Origin of the sequence: Castellaniella hirudinis, from assembly GCF_042651965.1 — a bacterium.
GTDB lineage: Bacteria > Pseudomonadota > Gammaproteobacteria > Burkholderiales > Burkholderiaceae_B > Castellaniella > Castellaniella hirudinis.
In genome coordinates this window covers 221,588-241,355 of sequence record NZ_JBHSDY010000005.1, presented here as the reverse complement: position 1 = coordinate 241,355, position 19,768 = coordinate 221,588, and the positions used below count along the sequence as shown (strand labels likewise).

General features: G+C 66.7%; 19 protein-coding genes. 12 read left to right on the top strand and 7 right to left on the bottom strand.

Translation table 11 applies throughout. From position 1 onward, the window contains the following. Positions 1-11 precede the first annotated feature (11 nt). Positions 12-890, top strand: a complete 879-nt coding sequence (locus ACFO0J_RS09350) for an ABC transporter permease (RefSeq protein ID WP_376812795.1) — start codon at positions 12-14, stop codon at positions 888-890. Positions 891-982: 92 nt separating this feature from the next. Here ACFO0J_RS09350 and accD read toward each other — a convergent pair whose 3' ends face one another. The 4 genes from accD to ACFO0J_RS09330 form a co-directional block, all read right to left on the bottom strand. Then, positions 983-1,861, bottom strand: coding sequence for an acetyl-CoA carboxylase, carboxyltransferase subunit beta (gene accD, locus ACFO0J_RS09345; protein ID WP_376812794.1), 879 nt, complete (start codon positions 1,859-1,861; stop codon positions 983-985). Between the two features lie 2 nt (positions 1,862-1,863). After that, positions 1,864-2,694 carry a tryptophan synthase subunit alpha gene (gene trpA, locus ACFO0J_RS09340; RefSeq protein WP_376812793.1) on the bottom strand — a complete coding sequence of 277 codons (831 nt, stop codon included), beginning with the start codon at positions 2,692-2,694 and terminating at the stop codon, positions 1,864-1,866. A 19-nt stretch (positions 2,695-2,713) separates the two neighbouring features. Continuing rightward, positions 2,714-3,913, bottom strand: coding sequence for a tryptophan synthase subunit beta (gene trpB / locus ACFO0J_RS09335; RefSeq protein WP_376812792.1), 1,200 nt, complete (start codon positions 3,911-3,913; stop codon positions 2,714-2,716). A 166-nt stretch (positions 3,914-4,079) separates the two neighbouring features. Continuing rightward, positions 4,080-6,275, bottom strand: coding sequence for a RelA/SpoT family protein (locus ACFO0J_RS09330; protein WP_376812791.1), 2,196 nt, complete (start codon positions 6,273-6,275; stop codon positions 4,080-4,082). Positions 6,276-6,387: 112 nt separating this feature from the next. Between ACFO0J_RS09330 and ACFO0J_RS09325 the strand changes: the two genes are divergently transcribed. The 11 genes from ACFO0J_RS09325 to ACFO0J_RS09275 all read left to right on the top strand — a co-directional run bounded on the left by ACFO0J_RS09325 (position 6,388) and on the right by ACFO0J_RS09275 (position 16,075). After that, positions 6,388-6,891: a flavodoxin family protein gene (locus ACFO0J_RS09325; RefSeq protein WP_376812790.1), complete on the top strand. Its 504-nt coding sequence runs from the start codon at positions 6,388-6,390 to the stop codon at positions 6,889-6,891. 281 nt (positions 6,892-7,172) lie between these two features. After that, the gene (gene fdxA, locus ACFO0J_RS09320) at positions 7,173-7,499 is read left to right on the top strand and encodes a ferredoxin FdxA (RefSeq protein ID WP_376812789.1); all 327 of its coding nucleotides are present in this window, start codon (positions 7,173-7,175) and stop codon (positions 7,497-7,499) included. Positions 7,500-7,782: 283 nt separating this feature from the next. Then, entirely contained in the window at positions 7,783-9,000 is a 1,218-nt protein-coding gene (locus ACFO0J_RS09315) for a polyhydroxyalkanoate depolymerase (protein WP_376812788.1), read from the top strand. Between the two features lie 145 nt (positions 9,001-9,145). Then, positions 9,146-9,754 (top strand): RnfABCDGE type electron transport complex subunit B, encoded by a 609-nt coding sequence (locus tag ACFO0J_RS09310; protein WP_376812787.1) that lies wholly within the window; start codon positions 9,146-9,148, stop codon positions 9,752-9,754. Further along, positions 9,751-10,389, top strand: a complete 639-nt coding sequence (gene nth / locus ACFO0J_RS09305; protein WP_376812786.1) for an endonuclease III — start codon at positions 9,751-9,753, stop codon at positions 10,387-10,389. Before ACFO0J_RS09310 ends, nth begins: the two co-directional genes overlap by 4 nt. A gap of 164 nt (positions 10,390-10,553) precedes the next feature. After that, positions 10,554-11,336, top strand: coding sequence for an ABC transporter ATP-binding protein (locus ACFO0J_RS09300; protein WP_376812785.1), 783 nt, complete (start codon positions 10,554-10,556; stop codon positions 11,334-11,336). After that, entirely contained in the window at positions 11,333-12,046 is a 714-nt protein-coding gene (locus tag ACFO0J_RS09295) for an ABC transporter ATP-binding protein (protein WP_376812784.1), read from the top strand. Before ACFO0J_RS09300 ends, ACFO0J_RS09295 begins: the two co-directional genes overlap by 4 nt. Before the next feature lie 65 nt (positions 12,047-12,111). After that, positions 12,112-13,317, top strand: a complete 1,206-nt coding sequence (locus ACFO0J_RS09290) for an ABC transporter substrate-binding protein (protein WP_376812783.1) — start codon at positions 12,112-12,114, stop codon at positions 13,315-13,317. 84 nt (positions 13,318-13,401) lie between these two features. After that, positions 13,402-14,289, top strand: coding sequence for a branched-chain amino acid ABC transporter permease (locus ACFO0J_RS09285; protein WP_376812782.1), 888 nt, complete (start codon positions 13,402-13,404; stop codon positions 14,287-14,289). Beyond that, complete coding sequence (locus ACFO0J_RS09280) at positions 14,286-15,257, top strand: branched-chain amino acid ABC transporter permease (protein WP_376812781.1); 972 nt, start codon at positions 14,286-14,288, stop codon at positions 15,255-15,257. The genes ACFO0J_RS09285 and ACFO0J_RS09280 overlap by 4 nt, the downstream gene beginning before the upstream one ends. Before the next feature lie 32 nt (positions 15,258-15,289). After that, positions 15,290-16,075, top strand: a complete 786-nt coding sequence (locus ACFO0J_RS09275) for a hypothetical protein (RefSeq protein WP_376812780.1) — start codon at positions 15,290-15,292, stop codon at positions 16,073-16,075. 1 nt (position 16,076) lies between these two features. On the opposite strand, the gene ACFO0J_RS09270 is transcribed toward ACFO0J_RS09275, so the two are convergent. From ACFO0J_RS09270 to ACFO0J_RS09260, 3 genes are read right to left on the bottom strand one after another with little or no spacing between them, the layout of a single operon-like run. Further along, positions 16,077-16,850, bottom strand: coding sequence for an ABC transporter ATP-binding protein (locus ACFO0J_RS09270; protein WP_376812779.1), 774 nt, complete (start codon positions 16,848-16,850; stop codon positions 16,077-16,079). Further along, positions 16,847-18,679, bottom strand: coding sequence for a branched-chain amino acid ABC transporter ATP-binding protein/permease (locus ACFO0J_RS09265; RefSeq protein ID WP_376812778.1), 1,833 nt, complete (start codon positions 18,677-18,679; stop codon positions 16,847-16,849). Before ACFO0J_RS09265 ends, ACFO0J_RS09270 begins: the two co-directional genes overlap by 4 nt. A gap of 6 nt (positions 18,680-18,685) precedes the next feature. Beyond that, positions 18,686-19,723 carry a branched-chain amino acid ABC transporter permease gene (locus tag ACFO0J_RS09260; protein ID WP_376812777.1) on the bottom strand — a complete coding sequence of 346 codons (1,038 nt, stop codon included), beginning with the start codon at positions 19,721-19,723 and terminating at the stop codon, positions 18,686-18,688. Positions 19,724-19,768 lie beyond the last annotated feature (45 nt).

Below are 19,768 nucleotides of genomic sequence, written 5' to 3'. Positions count from 1 at the left end.
GAGAGCGCATCATGTCCCGATCAGCACCCACATCCCAGGCACGCCTGCTGGGCCCCGGCCTCGCCTTCCCCGCATCGCTCGTAGTGCTCGTCATCATCATTCTCCCCGTCCTGCTGGTCTTCCGGTACAGCTTCAATCACTTTGATCCGGTCGACATGATGGCCAGCGCCTGGACGATCGACAACTACCTGAAATTCTGGACTGACCCCTATTACCGGCATGTCCTGTTCACGACACTCTGGATATCCGCGCTCTGTACAGCCCTGGCTGCGACGCTCGGATTTCCAGTCGCCTATTTTCTTGCCAGGACGCAAAGCCGCTACAAGAGTCTGTGGATCATCCTCCTGGTGTTCCCGCTGATGGTTGGAGGCGTCGTACGGGCGGCTGGGTGGATGGTGGTGTTGAGCAATGCCGGCGTCGCCAACGCATTGCTGTCCATGCTGGGGCTGATCGACCAGCCGCTGCGGCTGCTCTACACGCCGTTTGCCGTGGTCTTGAGCACGACGGCCGTCGTGATGCCCTATATGATCCTGACCCTGCAAAGCATCCTGGAAGGGGTCGACTTTTCCGTCGAGGAAGCCGCCCGGAACCTGGGTGCAGATTTTCGCACCACCTTCTTCAGGATTCTGCTGCCGATCGTGGCGCCGGGCGTTGCCGCCGGCACGATGCTGGTCTTCATCCTCTGCATGAATGCCTACGCAACGCCTGTGCTGCTCGGCGGCACGGGGGTCACCATGATGGCGCCCGCGCTATACGATCAGATCACGCGCTCGTCGAACTGGCCCTTCGGTTCGGCCATGGCCTTGGTCCTCGTCTGCGCCACCCTGGTCATGGCGCTCCTGTCGAACTGGCTCATTCACCGCCGGTATGTGCAGACCATGGAATCCTGACCGCAGTTTCAGGCCTTTCCATGAAAAACACCTCAAAAACCAGGCCGATGCCCAATTTTTGAGGTGTTTTTAATTCTTACTGCAGAGATGGATCACGCCGCCCGGACGACCTCGATCGGCTGGCGCGTGAACAGCGCCAGCAAGTGGGCCAGTTCGGCTTGCATTTCGCGGCGGTCGATCACGCGGTCGATGGCGCCCTTTTCCAGCAGGAATTCGGCGCGCTGGAAGCCTTCCGGCAGTTTTTCGCGTACGGTCTGCTCGATCACGCGCGGACCGGCGAAGCCGATCAAGGCATTGGGTTCAGCCAGCACCACGTCGCCCATGAAGGCGAAAGAGGCGGACACCCCGCCCATCGTCGGGTCGGTCAGGACGCTGATGAAGGGCAGCCCGGCTTCGGACAACTGATGCAGCATGGCGGTGGTCTTGGCCATCTGCATCAGCGAGAACAGGGACTCCTGCATGCGCGCGCCGCCCGAGGACGACACGCAGATGAAGGGCAGACGCCGGTCGATGGCTTCCTGGACGCCGCGGGCGAAGCGTTCGCCCACCACCGAGCCCATCGAACCGCCCATGAAGGCGAACTCGAAGCACGCCAGCACCGCCGGCACCGACAGCACCGTGCCGCTCATCACCACCATCGCCTCGGTCTCGCCGGTCTGCTTGACGGCTTCGGCGACGCGTTCCGGGTATTTGCGCGAGTCCTTGAACTTCAGCGGGTCCATGGGGCGCGTCTGGGCGCCGATTTCCACCCGGCCGTCCGCGTCCAGCAGCGCGTCGATGCGCGCCCGGGCGCCGAGGCGCATGTGGTGGCTGCACTTGGGGCAGACGTTCAGGGTCGCCTGCAGGTCTTCCTTGTACAGGACGGACTCGCAGGACGGGCATTTCACCCACAAGCCTTCGGGCACACGCTTGGAGGCCGAATCGCTGTTGCGGTTGATGCGCGGGGGGAGGATCTTTTCAAACCAGCTCATGGTCAGCCTTGTTTTCGGATGGGTTCGATGGCCTGGCGCACCTGGGCCAGCCACTGGGCCGCCGCGCCGATGGCGGCCTGGGGGCCGTCGCGCAGGGATGCTTCCTCGATGATCTGGATGAGTTTGCTGCCGATCACCACGGCGTCGGCATGCTGCGCCACGCGCGCGGCGCTTTCGGCGTCGCGGATGCCGAAACCCACCCCCACGGGGATGCTGACGTGGCGGCGGATGTCCGCCAGGCGGCGCGCCACGTCGTCCGTGTTCAGGTGGCCGGCGCCGGTCACGCCCTTGAGCGAAACATAATAGACGTAGCCCCGCGCCAGGCGGGCGACCTCGCGAATGCGGGCATCGACGGAGGTCGGCGCCAGCAGATAGATGGGGTCCAGGCCGGACTGCCCCAGCAAGGCGGCGAATTCGACGGATTCCTCGGGCGTGTAGTCCACGGTCAGCACGCCGTCCACGCCGGCCCGGGCGGCCCGCTGCGCAAAGGCCTCCTGGCCCATGCATTCGACGGGGTTGGCGTAGCCCATCAGCACGACCGGCGTGGTGTCGTCCTGGCGGCGGAATTCGGCCACGATGTCCAGCACCGCGCTCAGGCTGACGCCCGCTGCAATGGCGCGTTCACCCGCCTGCTGGATCACCGGGCCGTCGGCCATCGGATCGGAGAACGGCACGCCGAGTTCGATCACGTCGGCGCCGGCCGCCGCCAGAGCGTGCATCAGCGCGGGGGTGGATGTCACCAGGGGATCGCCCGCCGTCACGTACGGGATCAAGGCCGCCCGTCCCTCCAGGGAGGCGAAGCGAGCCGCCAGACGGGCATTCGATGAAGTCATGGCTTGTGTTCCTAAACCTTTAGAGCGTGATGCCGCTGTATTCGGCCACGGTATGCATGTCCTTGTCGCCCCGGCCGGACAGATTGACCAGAATGATCCGGTCGCGCGGCAGGGTCGGGGCGAGCTTCACCGCGTGCGCGATGGCGTGCGAGGACTCCAGGGCGGGCATGATGCCTTCGATGCGGCAGCAGTCGTGGAACGCGGCCAGGGCTTCCTGGTCGGTGATGCCCACGTACTGAGCACGCCCGCTGTCGTGCAGCCAGGCGTGTTCCGGACCGACGCCGGGATAATCCAGGCCGGCGGACACGGAGTGGGTTTCGGTGATCTGGCCGTGCTCGTCCTGCAGCAGATAGGTGCGGTTGCCGTGCAGCACCCCGACCACGCCGCGGTTCAGCGACGCCGCATGGCGGCCCGTCTCCAGGCCCTCGCCGGCGGCTTCGACGCCGATCAGTTGCACGGCTTCGTCCTCGATGTAGGGATGGAAGATGCCGATGGCATTGGACCCGCCGCCCACGGCGGCGATCACGTAGTCCGGCTGGCGGCCCGCGTCGCGCGGCATCTGTTCGCGGCATTCGCGGCCGATGATGGTCTGGAAGTCGCGCACCATGCGGGGGTAGGGCTCGGGACCGGCGACGGTGCCGATGATGTAGAAGGTGTCTTCCACATTGGTGACCCAGTCGCGCATGGCTTCGTTCAGGGCGTCCTTCAGGGTGCGCGAGCCCGATTCGACGGGCACCACCGTGGCGCCCAGCAGCTTCATGCGGTAGACGTTGGACGCCTGACGGCGCACGTCCTCGCTGCCCATGTAGACCACGCATTCCATGCCGTAGCGGGCGGCCACGGTGGCCGTGGCCACGCCGTGCTGGCCTGCCCCGGTTTCAGCGATCACGCGCGGCTTGCCCATGCGCTTGGCGAGCAGGGCCTGGCCGATGCAGTTGTTGACCTTGTGGGCGCCGGTGTGGTTCAGGTCTTCGCGCTTGAACCAGATCTGCGCGCCGCCCAGTTGCTCGGACCAGCGCCGGGCATGGTAGACCGGGCTGGGCCGGCCGACGAAGTGTTCCAGTTCATAGGCGAATTCGCGCTGGAATTCGGGGTCGTCGCGATAGCGCTCGTAGGCGTCACGCAGAGCGTCCAGAGCATGCACCAGCGTTTCGGCGACGAATGAACCGCCGAACTTCCCGAAATGCCCCCGGGCATCCGGCAGATGATAGGGTTTCAAGTCCAGTCTCGCATCAAAGGCGCCGCCGGATTCTGGGGCGGACGCACGGGCCAAACAAGCATTTTAGCAGTCCTGCCCCGCCTGGCGCCCCCTTGGCGCTGCGCGCCGTCCCCCCAAGGGGGAATTCACGCTGGGGGCTGCCCGTCGCGCGCATGACCAGGCCTGTTTACTGCCGCCCGGCCTGGACCCCGGGCAGTTCATTGACGGCGGCCAGCGCCTGGCGGATCTGCTCGCCGTCACGCACCTCGACGGTGAACACCATATGCGCCAGAGAGCGGCGGCTGTGGGTCGTGACGCGCACCACCCGCAGCCGCAGGCGCGCGAAGACTTCGGACAGGTCGCGCAGCAGATTGGGACGGTCCTGGGCGTGGATGCTCAGGTCCACGGGATACATGGTCTGGCCGGTCTGGCCCCAGTCGACTTCGATGCAGCGTTCCGGGTGGCGCTGCGCCAGGGCCGCCCAGGATGCGCAATCGCGGCGGTGGATCGACACCCCCCGGCCCCGCGTGACGAAACCCTCGATGGCATCGGGCGGCACGGGCCGGCAGCAGCGCGCCAGTTGCGTCATCAGGGAATCGACCCCGACCACCAGCACCCCGCTCTTGCCCGTGCGGGCGACGCTGCCGGCATCGCTGGCGTAGACACGCGCCTCGTCGGGCTGCTCGCGCGCCGGTTCGGGGTCGCGCAGGACATGGTCGATCTGCCGCAGGCTGAATTCTTCCTTGGCCGCCGCGACGTACAGGTCGTCGGCGCGGGCGAAACCCAGTTGCTGGGCCAGGTGCTCCTGGTTGACGGCGGTGCGGCCCAGGCGCTGCAGTTCTTTTTCGACCAGGGTCTGGCCCTGGGCGATGCGCTGCTGCAGTTCGACCGCGTTGAACCAGGCCCGGACCTTGGCCCGCGCACGCGGGCTGGCCAGATAGCCCAACTGGGTATTGAGCCAGTCGCGCGAGGGGCCGCCGGACTTGGCGGCGGTGATCTCCACGGTCTGGCCCGTGCGCAGAGGCGTAGACAGCGGCACGATCTGACCGTCCACCCGGGCGCCCCGGCAGCGGTGGCCCAGATCGGTGTGCAGCAGGTAGGCGAAATCCACTGGCGTAGCGCCGGCGGGCAACTCCAGCACGCGCGCCTGGGGCGTCATCACGTAGATGCGCGCATCCGGCTGCGCCTCGGGCGCGGGCGCCGCGCCGCCTTCGTCCTTCCAGGACAGCAGTTGGCGCATCCAGGCGATCTTCTGATCGTATTCCCCGGCGGCCGACACCTGGCCGCCCCGGGCGCCGGCTTCTTTGTAGCGCCAGTGGGCCGCCATCCCGTATTCGGCGAAATGATGCATGTCGCGGGTGCGGATCTGGACCTCGAAGGCCCGGCCTTCGGCGTCGGCCACCACGGTGTGCAGAGAACGGTAGCCGTTGGGCTTGGGCCGGGCGATGTAGTCGTCGAATTCCTCGGGCACCGGCGTCCACATCGCATGCACCAGGGCCAGCGCGGCGTAGCAGGCCCGCTCGTCCTCGACGATCACCCGCAAGGCGCGCAGGTCGAACAACTGGCGGAATTCCAGGTGCTTGATGCGCATCTTGTTCCAGATGCTGTAGATGTGCTTGGGCCGGCCGCTGAGTTCGGCCCGGATGCCGGCCTCGGCCAGCGCCGCCTGCAAGCGCGCCATCACGTCCTCGATGAAGGTCTCGCGTTCGGTGCGTTTTTCCTCCAGTTGCCTGGCGATGGTCTTGTAGGTATCCGGTTCGAGGAAACGGAAAGACAGATCCTCCATTTCCCATTTCAGCTGCCAGATCCCCAGGCGGTTGGCCAGCGGCGTGTACAGCGCCATGGTTTCCCGGGCGAATTCCGGCGGGCAGGGCGTGCGGCTGGCGGCATGCCAGCGCAGCGACTGCAGGCGGGACGCCAGCCGCATCAGCACGATGCGCAGGTCTGCCGCCATGGCCAGCAGCATCTTGCGCTGCATTTCCTTCTGGTCGGCGCCGGAACCGTCACCCGCCCGGCCTGCGACGGCGCCCAGACGCAGCAGGGCGCGCACGCCCTGGACCAGGGTGGTGATTTCGGCGCCAAAGGCCTTGCGCAGCGGGTCGGTGCGCGACACCTCGCCCGCCGGCACCGGCTGCACGGCCAGCAGGGCTGCCGCGCGGGTGGCCGCGTCCGTATCCAGGTCGCGCAGGATCAGGACCACGGCGGCGGCATGCGCATCCAGCGCCTCGCCCGTGCTGGCCCGCGCATCGCGCAGGGGCTCGCGCACCCAGTCGGCCGCCTGTTGCAGGATGGCCGCGTCGGCGTCGTCCAGCCCGCCGCGTGCGGTCTGGAACCACTCGGGGCCGAAGGGATCTGCGGAAACGGGCTGCGGGGGGACACTCATGATGCCGGATCGGGAAAAACGGGGCCTGGGGAACCGAGTTCAAGCCTTCAGACTTGGAGCCTCTATACTACTTGATTGAGTGAGTGAGCCTGGCTCCGCGCAAACAATCTTCATGACGACCCAACTGCTGATCATCTGGCATTCCCGCACCGGCGCCGCACTGCACATGGCCCGGGCCGCCGCCATCGGCGCCCAGGCCGTGGCCGACGAACTCGGGGCGACCGACCGCTTCGACCTGCAGATCCGCCCCGCCGACACCGTGCGGACCGAGAACCTGCTCGCCGCCGACGGCTACCTGTTTGCGGCACCGGAAAACCTGGCGGCGCTCAGCGGCGCCATGAAGGAATGCCTGGACCGCACCTACTACCACGTGCTGGACCAGATCAATGGCCGGCCTTACGGCGCCATCATCACCGCCGGTTCCGACGGCGAAGGCGCCCGCAGGCAACTGGAACGCATCTGTACCGGCTGGCGCCTCAAGGCCGTCGCCCCGACCCTGATCGTGCCCATGCACGCCCAGACGCCCGAGACCATTCTGGCCCCCAAGACCGTGCCCGACGACTGGCTGGCGCGCGGCACCGAACTGGGCGGCACGCTGGCGGCGTTGCTGCTGTAGCGGTATGGGGCCATTGTCAATTGCGACATCTCTCCACGTCGCGCCTTGCAAGGCGCTCCGATTCGTCAGGCATAGGACCAGTGTCAATTGCGACATCTCTCCACCTCCCGGCCTGCAGGCCGGTCGGATTCGTCAGGCATAGGACAGTCCGCAGGGACTGTCCTATGTCCGGACTCATCCACGTCGTGCACACGGGCTCTCCGGGTTCTCCCGGATAAATTCGGTAAAATCCTGATTGGCCCGTTTTCAAGGGTCTTTGTCTGCAAGCCCGGAGCACCCTCATGACCCACGTCGTCACCGAAAACTGTATCAAGTGCAAGTACACCGACTGTGTCGATGTCTGTCCCGTAGACTGTTTCCGCGAGGGGCCGAATTTCCTGGTGATCGACCCCGAAGAATGCATCGACTGCGCCGTCTGTGTGCCCGAATGCCCGGCCAACGCCATCTTCGCCGAAGAAGACGTGCCCCAGGACCAGATTGATTACATCGCCCTGAACGCCGAACTGACCCCCTCATTCGGCCCCATCAACCGCTCCAGCAGCCCGCTGGACGGCGCCGACGACTGGAACGGCGTGGCCGACAAACTCAAATACCTGGAACGCCCCTGACCGGTGCGGGCGACCCCGCCCGCCACCGGACGCGCGATCCCGTCCCGGCCGGCGCGGGCCGGTCGATCATGAGACCTTCGCAATCCGTCTGTAACGGTCTGTTCCTGACGATTCATGACGGTTCTTAATGATCCGTCTGCAAAAACCCACATTCGAACGGTATATGTTCGATATACGGGAAATTACGGTAGCGCCCTGTCACGATTACCAGTACTTTAGGTCCAGATGACCGATACTTCGGCGTGCGACGTGCGCCGGACCAGACCGACGGGAACGCCTACCCATGCTGTATGACTTGCACGAGCTTCAACGCTCAATCCTGGCCCCTTTCACGGCTTTCACTGAAACCGGTTCACAACTGTTCTCCAATCCCTACAGCCCCCTGGCCTACACTCCGTTGTCGCGGCAGTTCGCCGCCGCCTACGAGCTGGCCCACCGCGTGGGCAAGGACTACGAAAAGCCGGACTGGAACCTGCCCACCACCCAGATCGGCGGACGCGAAGTCGCCGTGACCGAGGACATCGCCCTGGCCCAGCCCTTCTGCCGCCTGGTGCATTTCCGCCGCGACACCCGCCGCCAGGATCCACAGGTGCTGCTGGTGGCGCCTCTGTCCGGACACCACGCCACTCTGCTGCGCGACACGGTGCGCGCCCTGCTGCCCGACCACGAGGTCTACGTCACCGACTGGATCGACGCGCGCATGGTGCCGGCTTCCGAAGGCACCTTCGGCCTGGACGACTACGTCCGCTACGTCCAGACCTTCCTGCGCCACCTGGGCCCCGACACCCATGTGATCTCGGTCTGCCAGCCCACGGTGCCGGTCCTGGCCGCAATCTCTCTGCTGGCCGCCGCCAATGACCCCTGTCAGCCGCGCAGCATGACCATGATGGGCGGCCCCATCGACACGCGCAAATCGCCCACCCAGGTCAATCGCCTGGCCATGACCAAACCCTACGAATGGTTCGAGAACACCGTGATCCATCGGGTGCCGCCCCGCTACCCGGGCGCCGGCCGTCTGGTCTACCCCGGATTCCTGCAGCATGCCGGCTTCGTCGCCATGAACCCGGACCGGCACGTGAAATCCCACTACGATTTCTATCTGCATCTGCTGCGCGGTGACGACAGCGACGCCGAAGCACACCGCCGCTTCTACGACGAATACAACGCCGTGCTGGACATGCCGGCGCAGTTCTACCTGGACACCATCCGCACCGTCTTCCAGGAATTCCGCCTGCCGCGCGGCACCTGGACGGTCGACGGCGAACTGGTCACTCCCTCTGCCATCCGCAAGACCGCCCTGCTGACCATCGAAGGCGAACTGGACGACATTTCCGGCCAGGGCCAGACGCACGCCGCCCACGAGCTGTGCGCCAACCTGTCCCCGTCCATGCGTGAAATCCACACCGCCGCCAACTGCGGCCACTACGGCATTTTCTCCGGACGACGCTGGCGCCAGCAGATCTGTCCTAAAATTTCTTCTTTTATCCGCGCTCATGCTTAACGGGCCTGCATTCAGCTGGAGCACGAGGCGGGAAGCCGAAGACAGTGCTCTTGCACGGCGAGGCGAACCAACGACGTGATCTGGTTGAATGCAAGCCCGTTTCCGGGGGACGGTTTGCAACCGTCCCCTGTGCATTTCCACTGCCGTGCCCACACTGACCGACACCCTCGACGCCCTGCTGCCGCAGACCCAATGCACGCAATGCGGCTATGACGGCTGCCGCCCCTACGCCCAGGCCATGGCCGAAGGCGCAGCCGACGTCAACCGCTGTCCGCCCGGCGGGCCGCGCGTCATCCAGGCCCTGGCAGAGACGCTGGACCGCCCGATCCGCCCCCTGGACCCGGCCTGCGGCACGCATCAGCCCTTTCACGTGGCGATCATCGACGAGGCCCACTGCATCGGCTGCACCCTGTGCATCCAGGCCTGTCCGGTGGACGCCATCCTCGGGGCCAACCAGTGCATGCACACCGTCATCGAGGCCGACTGCACCGGCTGCGAACGCTGCGTGGCGCCCTGTCCGGTGGACTGCATCGCCATGATCCCCGCCGGCCGCGACTGGACGGCCGACGACGCGGACGCCGCCCGCGCACGCTACCAGGCCCGCAACGCACGGCTGCAGGCGCGCCATGACGAGGCCGCCGGCCCCGCCGCGCGCACCCTGGCCAACAAGCCCGTTCTGGCCGCCCCCGCCCCCCACGACAAACAGGATCGCATCGCCCAGGCCCTGGCCCGGGCACGCGCCCGACGCCCATGAAACGCGCCGCCATCGAAGAATGCTTCCGCCGCCTGCGCGAAGCCAACCCCGCGCCCCGGACCGAACTGGAATACGGCAGCGTCTTCCAGTTGCTGGTGGCCGTCATGCTCTCGGCCCAGGCGACCGACCGTTCCGTCAATCTGGCCACAGCCCGCTTCTTTCCCGAACACGGCACCCCCGAAGGCCTGCTGGCGATGGGCGTCGAAGGACTGACCGAAGCGATCCGCACCATCGGCTTGTACAAGACCAAGGCGCGCAACGTCATCCGCACCTGCGAACTGCTGCTGGAGCGGCACGGCGGCCAGGTGCCCGACCGCCGGGAAGACCTGGAAGCCCTGCCCGGCGTCGGCCGCAAGACCGCCAACGTGGTGCTGAACACGGCCTTTCGCCAGCCCGCCATGGCCGTGGACACGCACATCTTCCGCGTCTCCAACCGGACCGGCATCGCCCCGGGCAAGACCGTGCTGGCCGTCGAGCAGGCGCTGCTGCGCCGGGTGCCGAAGGAATACCTGCTGGACGCCCACCACTGGCTGATCCTGCACGGCCGCTACGTCTGCGTGGCCCGCAAACCGAAATGCCCCCAGTGTCCGATCGCCGATCTGTGCGACTACCCGGACAAGACCCGGCTCGATTGAGCCCGGGCCGCCCGGCCCTCGATCCCGCCGACCTATTGCGCCGCAACATTCCAGCGACGCAGCGGCAACTCTGTAAAACCCCTATGGAGCAGCGGCCGGGATCACTCCATACTTGAAGTATTCCGCCATCAGGCACCGCACTGCGACATTGGACACTGGGCATTATGGGCACAGACCCCACCATCATTCTCGAAACCCGCCAACTTTCAAAGACTTTCCTCGGCTTCACCGCCGTGGATTCCGTCGATCTGAAGATCCAGCGCGGCCACATCCACGCGCTGATCGGCCCCAACGGCGCAGGTAAAACCACCTGCTTCAACCTGCTCACCAAATTTCTCGTGCCCAGCCAGGGCCAGATCTTCTTCGAAGGCAAGGAAATCACCGGCGACAAACCGGCTGAAATCGCCCGCAAAGGCATCATCCGCTCCTTCCAGATCTCGGCCGTCTTCCCGCAGCTCACGGTGCTGGACAACGTACGCATCGCCTTGCAGCGCGCCACCGGCGCCTCCTTCCATTTCTGGCGCAGCGAATCCAGCCTGGATCGCCTCAATGACCGGGCCATGGAACTGCTGGCCGAAGTCGATCTGGCGGAATTCGCCTCGCAAATGACGGTGAACCTGCCCTACGGCCGCAAGCGCGCCCTGGAAATCGCCACCACCCTGGCCATGGAACCCCGCCTGATGCTGCTGGACGAACCCACCCAGGGCATGGGCCACGAAGACGTCGATCGCGTCACGCGCCTGATCAAGCAGGTCAGCGTCGGGCGCACCATCCTGATGGTCGAACACAATATGAAGGTCATCTCCTCCATCGCCGACCGCATCACCGTGCTGGCGCGCGGCGCGGTGCTGGCCGAAGGCGATTACGCCGCCGTCTCGAACAACCCCGCCGTGATGGAAGCCTACATGGGCACCACCCAGGGCGAACTCGAAGGGGCCCATGCATGAGCACCGCCGCACTCGAAATCTCCGACTTGCACGCCTGGTACGGCGAGTCGCACGTCCTGCACGGCGTGGACATGCGCGTCGAGCCCGGCCAGGTCGTGACCCTGCTGGGGCGCAACGGCGCCGGGCGCACCACCACGCTGCGCGCGCTGCTGGGCCTGACCAGCCGGCGCACGGGCTCCATCCGCATCCAGGGCACCGAATCGATCCACCTGCCCACCTACCGCATCGCCCACCTGGGCATCGGCTACTGCCCGGAAGAGCGCGGCATCTTCGCCTCGCTGTCCTGCGAAGAAAACCTGCTGCTGCCGCCCACCGTGGGCGACACGCTGGGCGGGGGCATGTCGCTGGCCGAAATCTACGACATGTTCCCCAATCTGCTCGAACGGCGCCACTCGCCGGGCACGCGCCTGTCCGGGGGCGAGCAGCAGATGCTGGCCGTCGCCCGCATCCTGCGCACCGGCGCCAATCTGCTGCTGCTCGACGAAATCTCCGAAGGCCTGGCCCCGGTCATCGTGCAGGCGCTGGACCGCATGATCCGCACCCTGAAGGCCAAGGGCTACACCATCGTCATGGTCGAGCAGAACTTCCGCTTCGCGGCGCCCCTGGCCGATCACTTCTACGTCATGGAACACGGCCAGATCGTGGAGCAATTCCCCGCCGGCCAGCTCCAGGAAAAACAGTCCACCCTCGACAGCCTGCTGGGCGTCTGACCGACGTCCGCTGCCCTCTTTTTTACTGATTCGCCGGCACAACCGGCACATACAGGAGACTTCCCATGAAACTGCGTACTCTATCCGCCGCGCTGGCCGTTGCCGGCCTGGGCTTCGGCCTCTCAGCCCAAGCCGCGGGGATTTCGGACGACGTGATCCGCATCGGCTTCATCGCCGACATGTCCGGCGTGTACGCCGACATCGACGGCAATGCCGGCGCCGACGCCATCCGCATGGCGATCGCCGACATGGGCGGCGAGATCAACGGGAAGAAGATCGAACTGCTGACCGCCGACCACCAGAACAAGGCCGACATCGCCTCGGCCCGCGCCCGCGAATGGTTCGACAAGCAGAACCTGGACATGCTGATCGGCGGCACCAACTCCTCCACCGCGCTGGCCATGGCCGCCGTCGCGGCCGAAAAGAAGAAACCCTTCCTGGTGGTGGGGGCCGGCTCCTCGGCGCTGACCAATGCGCAATGCACGCCCTACACCGTCCACTACGCCTACAACACCATCGCCCTGGCCAACGGCACGGGCTCGGCCGTGGTGCGCGAAGGCGGCAAGACCTGGTTCTACCTGACCGCCGACTACGCCTTCGGCCATTCGCTGGAACAGGACACGATGAAGGTCGTGGAAAAATCCGGCGGTAAAAACCTGGGCGCCGTGCGCGCGCCGCTGGCCACGACGGACTTCTCCTCCTTCCTGCTGCAGGCGCAAAGCTCCGGCGCCCAGGTCCTGGGCCTGGCCAACGCGGGCGGCGACTTCATCAACTCCGTCAAGGCCGCCAAGGAATTCGGCATCACCCAGACCATGAAGCTGGCCGGCCTGCTGGTGTTCATCAACGACGTCCACGCCCTGGGCCTGGACAACACCGCCGGCCTGTACCTGACGACCGCCTGGTACTGGAACCAGGACGACGCCTCGCGCGCCTGGTCCAAGAAGTTCTTCGAACAGCACAAGCGCGCGCCGTCCTTCCTGCAGGCGGGCGACTACTCGGCCGCCAAGACCTACCTGGAAGCCGTCAAGGCCACCGGCACGGATGACGGCGACGCCATCATGGCGCACCTCAAGAGCACCAAGATCAACGACATGTTCATCAAGGACGGCTACGTCCGCAAGGACGGCCTGCTGATGCACGACATGTACCTGGCCCAGGTCAAGAAGCCCGACCAGTCCAAGGAGCCCTGGGACTACTACAACATCGTGCGCACCCTGCCGGCCGAATCGGTCTACGGCGACGAGTCGACCTCGACCTGCGCTCTCAAGTAAGCGGCACATGACCCCCGGCTCCCCGCCGCAAGACGGGGAGCCGCGATCCGCGTTATCCTTTCCGCCCGCTTTCGCCGCAGCCCTATGACACAACTTTTCGGTGTACCCCTCCAGGCCCTGCTCGGCCAGCTTCTGCTGGGCCTGGTCAACGGCTCGTTCTACGCCGTGCTCTCGCTGGGGCTGGCCGTCATCTTCGGCCTGCTCAACATCATCAATTTCGCCCACGGCGCGCTCTACATGCTGGGCGCCTTCGTCGCCTGGATGGGCCTGCAGTACCTGGGCCTGAACTACTGGGTCATGCTGATCCTCGCCCCCATCGTCGTGGGCCTGTTCGGCATCCTCCTCGAACGCCTGCTGCTGCGCCACCTCTACAAGCTCGATCACCTCTACGGCCTGCTGCTCACCTTCGGCCTGACCCTGCTCATCGAAGGCCTGTTCCGCAGCTTCTACGGCGTCTCCGGCCAACCCTACAGCACCCCCGCCCTGCTGCAGGGCGGCGTGAACCTGGGCTTCATGTTCATGCCCATCTATCGCGCCTGGGTCGTCGTCGCCTCCATCCTGGCCTGCCTGCTGACCTGGTTCGTCATCGAAAAAACCCGCCTCGGCGCCCTGCTGCGCGCCGGCACCGAAAACCCCAAGCTGGTCGAGGCCTTCGGCGTGAACGTGCCGCTGATGATCTCGCTGACCTTCGGCTTCGGCGTCGGGCTGGCGGGCTTTGCCGGCGTGCTCGCCGCCCCCATCCTGCAGGTCTCCCCGCTGATGGGTTCGAACCTGATCATCGTCGTCTTCGCCGTGGTCGTCATCGGCGGCATGGGCTCGATCCTGGGGTCGATCGTCACCGGCCTGGGCCTGGGCATCATCGAGGGCTTCACCAAGGTCTTCTGGCCCGAGGCCTCCAGCACCGTGGTGTTCATCATCATGGTCATCGTGCTGCTCATCCGCCCGGCCGGGCTGTTCGGGAAGGAATCATGAATCGTCAACTGATCGCCTATCTGGCCATCTTCGTCCTGCTCGCGGTCCTGCCCGCGCTGGGCGGCTATCCGATCTTCATCATGAAGGTCATGTGCTATGCCCTGTTCGCCTGCGCCTTCAACCTGCTGCTGGGCTACACCGGGCTGCTGTCCTTCGGCCACGCCGCCTTTCTGGGCCTGGCCGCCTATGCCTGCGGCCAGGCGCTGACCGCCTGGGGCTGGCCCACGATCGGCGGACTGCTGTTCGGCACGGCCGCCGCCGGCGTGCTGGGACTGGTCTTCGGCCTGCTCTCCATCCGGCGCAGCGGCATCTACTTCGCCATGATCACCCTGGCGCTGGCGCAAATGCAGTTCTTCTACTTCCTGCAGGCGCCGTTCACCGGCGGCGAGGACGGGCTGCAAGGCATCCCGCGCGGCAGCATCCTGGGCCTCGACCTGACCCGGGACATCAACCTGTACTACGTGGTGCTGGTGATCTTCGTGCTGGGCTATGCGCTGATCTGGCGCACCGTGCACTCGCCCTTCGGCCAGGTGCTCAAGGCCATCCGCGAAAACGAACCGCGCATGATCTCGCTGGGCTACGACGTGGACCGCTTCAAGCTGCTGGCTTTCGTGCTCTCGGCCACCCTGGCCGGGCTGGCCGGCGCCACCAAGTCGCTGGTGTTCGTCTCGGCCACGCTGTCGGACGCCACCTGGCAGATGTCGGGCATGGTGATCCTGATGACGCTGATCGGCGGCATGGGCACGCTCACCGGCCCGGTGCTCGGTGCGATCATCGTCGTCGCCCTGGAAAACAAGGTCGGCGAGTTCGGCCGCTTCCTGATGCAACAGACCGGCATCGAATGGTTCCGGGTCCTGGGTGAATCCGTCACCATCGTCATCGGCCTGATCTTCATCCTCTGCGTGATGGCCTTCCGCCGCGGCATCGTCGGCGAATGGCTCAACTGGCGGCAAAAGACGCAAGGCTGAACCGCGCCGCCGCACATTCGACAGGTCCCCCCATGACATCCCGCCCGCGCGCCCTGATCCTCACCCTCCTGATCGCTTCGGGACTGAGCGCCGGGATCGCCCGGGCGGATGAGCCGGCCTGCGGACCGATCGACGCGGTCACGGGCCAGCCCGTCACCGACCCTCCGGCGGTCGCCTTCACCGGAGGGCTGGACGCTGCGCTCGCGCAGACCTGCCGCGAATTGGCAACGCTCGCCGACGACGCCAACCCGCCTGCCTGCCGTGTCACCGAATCCGGGGCCGTCGACGCGGCCGGCGCGACAGGGGCCTCCCAGACGCACTACGCCCTCTACTGTGTCGGCCCCGAGGCCGCCTCCGGCGCTTGCGAATTAAAGGGCGCGGCCCTGTTCCTGGACCAGGGTGCGGGCCGGATCAGCCGCTTCCTGATGCGCCTGGACGATCCGGGAGAAATGGACATCAGCGCCCCGTCCATCGGCCGCGCCGGTCCGGACACCATGCTGGAACTGCCGGTCTCGGTCAGCGGCACGGGCGCCTTCAGCGACGACGACGTGTTTTTCTTTCAGCAAGACCGCTGGACGCGGCTGGACACCCAGTGTTGGGAATCCGATCTGCAGAAACGCCTTCCGGCCGGCCTGTCCGTCGACAAGGGCGTGAATCTGAATCTGGTCGGCCTCACCGCCCAGGCCTGGCTGTACCGCAAGCAAGACGCCAACTGCTGCCCGACGGGCGGCTCGGTGGACGTCAATCTGAAGCGGGCCGGCGACCGGCTGGTGATCGAGTCGCTGCAGGTCGACCGGAAGGCACGGCCGGACGGCTAGGCTAGGCGTCCTTTTTCGCGCCTGTCAGTCCTAGATAGCTCTCAATCACCCGAGGATGGCCCGCCAGCATGCGGGCCTCGCCTTCCAGGACGACGGCGCCGGTTTCCAGGACATAGCCCCGGTCGGCCACGTGCAGGGCGGCGCGGGCGTTCTGCTCCACCAGCAGGATGGACACGCCGGTGCTGCGTAATTGCTGAATCGTCTGGAAGATTTCGCGCACCACCCGGGGGGCCAGGCCCAGGCTGGGCTCGTCCAGCATCAGCAGCGCCGGGCGCGCCATCAGGGCGCGGCCCAGGGCCAGCATCTGGCGCTCACCACCCGACAGCGTGCCCGCTGCCTGGGCCGCACGTTCCTTCAGACGCGGAAACAGGGTGTAGACCTCGTCCAGCGTGTCACGCCAGCCGCGCACGCCGGCGCGGTACAGGCGAAAGCCCCCCAGCAGCAGGTTGTCGCGCACCGACATGCTGGCGAACAGTTCGCGGCGTTCCGGCACCAGGGACAAGCCCTGGCCGACGCGGCGTTCGATGTCCCAGCCCTGCACTTCGGCGCCCTGGAACAGGATCGAGCCCCGGCTATGCCCCCGCAGAGGCAGCGCCCCCATGATGGCGCCCAGCAGCGTCGATTTCCCGGCGCCGTTGGCGCCGATGACGGTCACGATCTCGCCCCGGGCCACGGTCAGGTCGATGGGGTCCAGCGCGGCGACCTTGCCGTAATGCGCCGACAGGCCTTGGAGCGCCAGCAGGGTGTCGGGCGTCATGTGCTTGTCCACGCTCATGACGCCTCTCCTTGCGGCACGGCGTCAGGGACGCTCCAGGTCTCGTCGAGACCGCCCAGATAGGCTTCCAGCACGGCTGGATTGCGCTGAATGTCCGCCGGAACGCCCTCGGCCAGCGGCGTGCCGAAATCCATGACCAGCAGATGATCGGTGAGGTTCATCACGAAGTCCATATCGTGCTCGACCAGCAGCAGGCTCATGCCCTCGCGGCGCAACTGGTCCAGCACGGCGGCCAAAGCCTGTTTTTCCTGATAGCGCAGGCCGGCCGCCGGCTCGTCGAGCAGCAGCGCGATCGGATCGCAGCACAGCGCCCGGGCGATCTCCACGATGCGCTGGCGGCCCAGCGGCAGGCTGCCGGCCGGCTGGTCGATCACGTCGCCCAGCCCCACCCGCTCGATCTGGCGCGCCGCCTCGCGCAGCAGCGAGGCCTCGGCGGTGCGGTCCAGTCGCAGCGCGGCCGACACCACGCCGGCGCTGCTGCGCAGATGGGCGCCCAACGCGACGTTTTCCAGCACGCTCATGTCCGGCAGCAACTGCACGTGCTGGAAGCTGCGCGCCATCCCCCGGCGGGCGATCTCGCGCGCCGGCAGGCCGTCGATGCGATCCCCCATGAAGCGCACCGTACCGCCGGACAGGGGCGCCACGCCGCTGATCAGGTTGAAGGTCGTGCTTTTGCCCGCCCCGTTGGGGCCGATCAGCCCCATGATCTCGCCCGCCCGCAGGCTGAAGCTGATGTCGTTGACCGCCACCAGACCGCCGAACTCCTTGCGCACGCGATCGACTTCCAGCACCAGATCGCCCGCCTTGGGCGCCGGCCGGCGCGGCAGTTCGGGCGCGGCGGCCAAGCGCGCCGGGTCGTGGCCGCTGGATTCGGCGCGTCCGCCCAGCCGTTGCCACAAGCGGGCCAGGACGGGCCACAGGCCGTCGCGCGCATATTGCAGCACCAGGATCATCAGCACGCCGAAGGCCAGCAGTTCCAGATTGGCGGTGGTGCCCACCAGGCCGGGCAGGACGTTCTGCAACTGATCCTTGACGACCAGGATGGCGGCGGCGCCCGCCACCGCGCCCCAGACGCTGCCCGAACCGCCCACCACGGCCATGAACAGGTATTCGATGCCGTAGCCCAGGCCGAAGGGGCTGGGGCTGACGGCGCGCTGCATGTGCGCATACAACCAGCCCGACACGCAGCCCAGCAGGGCCGCGTGGACGAAGATCACGACTTTGTAGTGCTTGAGGTCCACGCCGAAGGACTCGGCCATGGAACCGCTACGCAGGGCGCGGATGGCCCGCCCGGCGCGCGAATCCAGCAGATTGTGCGTGGCCCACAGCGCCAGCAGCAGGACCAGCCAGATCAAGAGATACATGCGCTCGCCGGTCCCCAGGGACCAGCCGCCCAGGGACAGCGGCGGAATGCCCGCGATGCCGTCGTAGCGGCCCAGGAAATCCAGATTGCCGTACAGGTAATACAGCGCCAGGCACCAGGCCAGGGTGCACAAGGGCAGATAGTGGCCGGACAGGCGCAGCGTGATCGCCCCCAGCGCATACGCTACCAGACAGGTCAGCAACAGGCCCGCGATCAGCCCCAGCCAGGGGGACATGCCGCCCGCCGTCGACAGCCAGGCCGTGGTGTAGGCCCCCAGGCCGACAAAAGCCGACTGGCCGAAGGACGTCAGTCCGCCGACGCCGGTCAGCAGCACCAGCCCCAGCACCACCAGGCTGTAGAGCCCGATGTAGTTCATCTGGGTGATCCAGAAGGCGGGCACGCCCGGAATCCAGGGCAGCACCGCCAGGATCGGGAGCAGGATCATCAACAGGTGACGCGGGCGCATGGGAACCTATTCCTCCTCGTCCAGGTGGACGCTGCCGAACGAGCGCCACAGCAGGACCGGGATGATCAGGGTGAAGACGATGGCTTCCTTGAAGGGACTGGCCCAGAAAGAGGAAAACGCCTCCAGGATGCCGACGAACAGGGCGCCCGCCGCCGCCACCGGATAGCTGACCAGGCCGCCGAAAATCGCCGCCACGAAGCCCTTCAGGCCGATCAGAAAGCCCGTGTCGTAATAAATGGTGGTGATGGCGGCGATCAGCATGCCCGACAGCGCGCCGATGGCGGCCGCCAAGGTGAACGTCAGGCTGCCCGCCACCCGCGTGCTGATGCCCACCAGCCGCGCACCGCGCCGGTTGACGGCGGTGGCCCGCAAGGCGCTGCCATACAGGGTGCGGCTGAAGAACAGCCACAGCCCGCCGATCAGCACGATACAGGTGGCCAGCACCGCGAAAGTCTGGGCCGTCCATTCCACCGGCCCGATCTGCACCGAACCTTCGACCAGGGCCGGCGTGCGCCAGCCCTCGGCGCCAAAGAACAGCAGCCCCAGACCGGTCAGGGCAAAATGCACGGCGACCGACACGATCAGCAGCACCAGCACGCTGGCCTGCTCCACCGGCTGATACACCAGGCGGTAGATCATCGGCCCCATGGGCACCACCAGCGCCAGCGCGCACAGCACTTGCAGGATCAGCGGCACGTCAGGCCCGACGGCCAGCGGCGCCAGGGCCTCCAGCACCAGCGGCAGGACCAGCGCCCAGCCCAGGGTGCGGACATAGCCGCGCCACTGGCGCGCGCGCCAGCACGACAGCGCCTCGACCAGGCAGACCAGCACGCCCATGATCACCAGCAGATGCACCGTGCCCGGCACCCGGCCATTGGCCAGGAAGGCCAGGGACAGCGCGCCGAAGGTGACGAATTCCCCCTGGGGAATCAGGATCACCCGCGTCACCACGAACACCAGCACCAGCGCCAGGCCCAGCAGGGCGTAGATGGCGCCGTTCAGGATGCCGTCCTGCAGCAGGATCAGCGCAATGGTCAGATCCATGCGCCCTCCCCCCGGCCGGCGCACGCGCCGACAGGCGCGGGCCGG

Coding starts and splice junctions, on each gene's coding strand:
- ACFO0J_RS09315 (WP_376812788.1), top strand. CDS start 7,783: ATGCTGTATGACTTGCACGAGCTTCAACGCTCAATCCTGGCCCCTTTC.
- ACFO0J_RS09265 (WP_376812778.1), bottom strand. CDS start 18,679: ATGCGCCCGCGTCACCTGTTGATGATCCTGCTCCCGATCCTGGCGGTG.
- ACFO0J_RS09270 (WP_376812779.1), bottom strand. CDS start 16,850: ATGAGCGTGGACAAGCACATGACGCCCGACACCCTGCTGGCGCTCCAA.
- ACFO0J_RS09290 (WP_376812783.1), top strand. CDS start 12,112: ATGAAACTGCGTACTCTATCCGCCGCGCTGGCCGTTGCCGGCCTGGGC.
- ACFO0J_RS09330 (WP_376812791.1), bottom strand. CDS start 6,275: ATGAGTGTCCCCCCGCAGCCCGTTTCCGCAGATCCCTTCGGCCCCGAG.
- ACFO0J_RS09260 (WP_376812777.1), bottom strand. CDS start 19,723: ATGGATCTGACCATTGCGCTGATCCTGCTGCAGGACGGCATCCTGAAC.
- ACFO0J_RS09350 (WP_376812795.1), top strand. CDS start 12: ATGTCCCGATCAGCACCCACATCCCAGGCACGCCTGCTGGGCCCCGGC.
- ACFO0J_RS09325 (WP_376812790.1), top strand. CDS start 6,388: ATGACGACCCAACTGCTGATCATCTGGCATTCCCGCACCGGCGCCGCA.
- accD (WP_376812794.1), bottom strand. CDS start 1,861: ATGAGCTGGTTTGAAAAGATCCTCCCCCCGCGCATCAACCGCAACAGC.
- ACFO0J_RS09275 (WP_376812780.1), top strand. CDS start 15,290: ATGACATCCCGCCCGCGCGCCCTGATCCTCACCCTCCTGATCGCTTCG.
- fdxA (WP_376812789.1), top strand. CDS start 7,173: ATGACCCACGTCGTCACCGAAAACTGTATCAAGTGCAAGTACACCGAC.
- ACFO0J_RS09285 (WP_376812782.1), top strand. CDS start 13,402: ATGACACAACTTTTCGGTGTACCCCTCCAGGCCCTGCTCGGCCAGCTT.
- ACFO0J_RS09300 (WP_376812785.1), top strand. CDS start 10,554: ATGGGCACAGACCCCACCATCATTCTCGAAACCCGCCAACTTTCAAAG.
- ACFO0J_RS09280 (WP_376812781.1), top strand. CDS start 14,286: ATGAATCGTCAACTGATCGCCTATCTGGCCATCTTCGTCCTGCTCGCG.
- trpA (WP_376812793.1), bottom strand. CDS start 2,694: ATGACTTCATCGAATGCCCGTCTGGCGGCTCGCTTCGCCTCCCTGGAG.
- nth (WP_376812786.1), top strand. CDS start 9,751: ATGAAACGCGCCGCCATCGAAGAATGCTTCCGCCGCCTGCGCGAAGCC.
- ACFO0J_RS09295 (WP_376812784.1), top strand. CDS start 11,333: ATGAGCACCGCCGCACTCGAAATCTCCGACTTGCACGCCTGGTACGGC.